The sequence below is a fragment of the Amycolatopsis sp. NPDC051373 genome (assembly GCF_040689465.1).
Taxonomy (GTDB): Bacteria; Actinomycetota; Actinomycetes; order Mycobacteriales; family Pseudonocardiaceae; genus Amycolatopsis.
Map to the genome: position 1 here is coordinate 188,542 of NZ_JBFBAE010000021.1, position 2,394 is coordinate 190,935.

The window sequence follows — 2,394 nt, forward strand, 5'->3', positions numbered from 1 at the left end:
TCGCTGGTGGGCTGGCCACTAGGGTACTGCGCGGGTCTTGTCCACGTAACCCGGGCTGTGGTTGGGTATTCTTCAGCCCGTGGCGGGCCTCCGAGGAATTCCTCGGAGGCCCTTCCCGGACCTAACCGGCCAAAACCAGCCGACCTTTGCCAACCACGGCGCGTCGGCGGAGCCGACGCCAAATTACAGCGCCTTCGCGGCCCGATCGGCGACCAGATTCAGGAACCGGCCCGGGTCGGCCAGCTCGCCGCCCTCGGCCAGCAGCGCCATGCCGTGCAGCAGCTCCGCCGTCTCGGCCAGCGAACCGTCCGCCGGGTTCTCCGCGAACGCCTTGCGCAGGCCGGAGACCAGCGTGTGCTCCGGATTGAGCTCCAGGACCCGCTTGATCTGCGGCATCTCCTGGCCCATCGCGCGGTACATCTTCTCCAGCGTCGGCGTCATGTCACCCGAGTCGCCGACGATGCACGACGGCGAGGTGGTCAGCCGTGAGGAGAGGCGAACCTCCTTGACGCTGTCGGTGAGCGTCGCCGACATCCACTTGAGCAGGTCCTCGTACTCGGCCTTCTGCTCGTCGGACGTCTCGTCGCCGCCGAGGTCGACCTCGCCCTTGGCCACGGACTGGAACGACTTCTCGTCGAACCCGCCCACGCCGTCGACCCACATCTCGTCGACCGGGTCGGTGAGGATGAGGACCTCGTAGCCCTTGGCGCGGAACGCTTCCAGGTGCGGCGAGTTCTCGATCACCGTGCGCGACTCGCCGGTGAGGTAGTAGATGTGCTCCTGGCCTTCCTTCATCCGCGAGACGTAGTCGCGCAGCGAGGTCGGCTTCTCCGCGTGGTGTGTGGACGCGAACGACGAGATGTCGAGGATGGCCGGGCGGTTCTCCGGGTCGTCGAGCAGACCCTCCTTCACCGCGCGGCCGAACTCGCGCCAGAACGTGGCGTACTTCTCGGCATCCTCGGTCATCATCGTCTTGATCGTGGAGAGGATCTTCTTCTCCAGCCGCCGCCGGATCGCGCGGATCTGTCGGTCCTGCTGCAGGATCTCGCGCGAGACGTTGAGCGAGAGGTCCTGCGCGTCGACCACACCCTTGATGAAGCGCAGGTAGTTCGGCATGAGCGCTTCGCAGTCGTCCATGATGAACACGCGCTTCACGTACAGCTGCACGCCGCGCTTCGCGTCCCGCATGAACAGGTCCATCGGCGCCTGGGACGGGATGAACAGCAGCGCCTGGTACTCGAACGTGCCCTCCGCCTGCATGCGGACGGTCTCGAGCGAGTTGTTCCAGTCGTGGCTGATGTGCTTGTAGAACTCCTGGTACTCCTCGTCGGAGACTTCCGAGGAGGGGCGGGCCCAGAGGGCCTTGCGCGAGTTGACGGTCTCGAGTTCGGGCGCGGCGTCGGCGCCCTCTTCGGTGCCTTCTTCCGCGCTGTCCGGCGCGCCCTGCTTGGCCATCCGCACGGGCCAGGTGATGAAGTCGGAGTACCGCTTCACGATCTCGCGGACCTTCCACTCCGACGTGTAGTCGAAGAGGTGGTCCTCGTCGTCGGCCGGCTTGAGGTGCAACGTGACGGCGGTGCCCTGCGGCGCGTCGGCCACCGGCTCGATCGTGTAAGTGCCCTCGCCCTCGGACTGCCAGCGCACGCCGTCGGCGGTGCCGGCCTTGCGCGTCACGATGGTGACCTTGTCGGCGACCATGAAACTGGAGTAGAAGCCGACGCCGAACTGGCCGATCAGGTCTTGCGACCCGGCGGCGTCTTGCGACTCTTTGAGCTTGCGGAGGAACTCGGCGGTGCCCGACTTGGCGATGGTGCCGATGAGGTTCACGACGTCGTCACGGCTCATGCCGATGCCGTTGTCGCGGACGGTGAGGGTACGGGCGTCTTTGTCGAGGGTGAGCTCGACGTGGAGGTCCGAGGTGTCGGCTTCGAGGTCCTTGTCGCGGTAGGTCTCGAGGCGGAGCTTGTCGAGCGCGTCGGAGGCGTTGGAGATGAGCTCGCGGAGGAAGATGTCCTTGTTCGAGTAGATCGAGTGGATCATCAGCTGGAGGAGCTGGCGGGCCTCGGATTGGAATTCGAGGGTTTCGGGCTGTGCCGCTTCAGTCGCTGCTTCTTGAGACATGGTGTCGCGTTTTCCTTTCCCAACCCACACCAGAAAGACGGCAGCGAGCCTACCTGGGATGGGTTGGGTTGGTTGGGGGTGCGGTCCTTCGCAGGGCGTGTTGCGTTGGGGGTGCAGGCCCTCGCGGGGCGGCTCGCGTCGGGTGTGCACCCCGAAGCTGGATTGTGTTGACGGCCGGTGACGTGTTGTCAAGGCGGGAAAACGTGCCTTGACAACACGCCGCCGGCCGCAAAGAGGCTTCGGATCGGGGTGCCGGGGAGGGGCTGGGTGCAG

1 protein-coding gene is annotated in these 2,394 nt (G+C 65.8%); it reads right to left on the reverse strand.

Annotation, left to right across the window (positions count from 1 at the left end; genetic code table 11):
• Positions 1-183: 183 nt before the first annotated feature.
• Positions 184-2,121: a molecular chaperone HtpG gene (gene htpG / locus AB0383_RS33920; RefSeq protein WP_364182924.1), complete on the reverse strand. Its 1,938-nt coding sequence runs from the start codon at positions 2,119-2,121 to the stop codon at positions 184-186.
• Positions 2,122-2,394 lie beyond the last annotated feature (273 nt).

Bases quoted from the DNA above. Each gene is read 5' to 3' on its own strand.
- htpG (WP_364182924.1), bottom strand. From the start codon at position 2,121: ATGTCTCAAGAAGCAGCGACTGAAGCGGCACAGCCCGAAACCCTCGAA.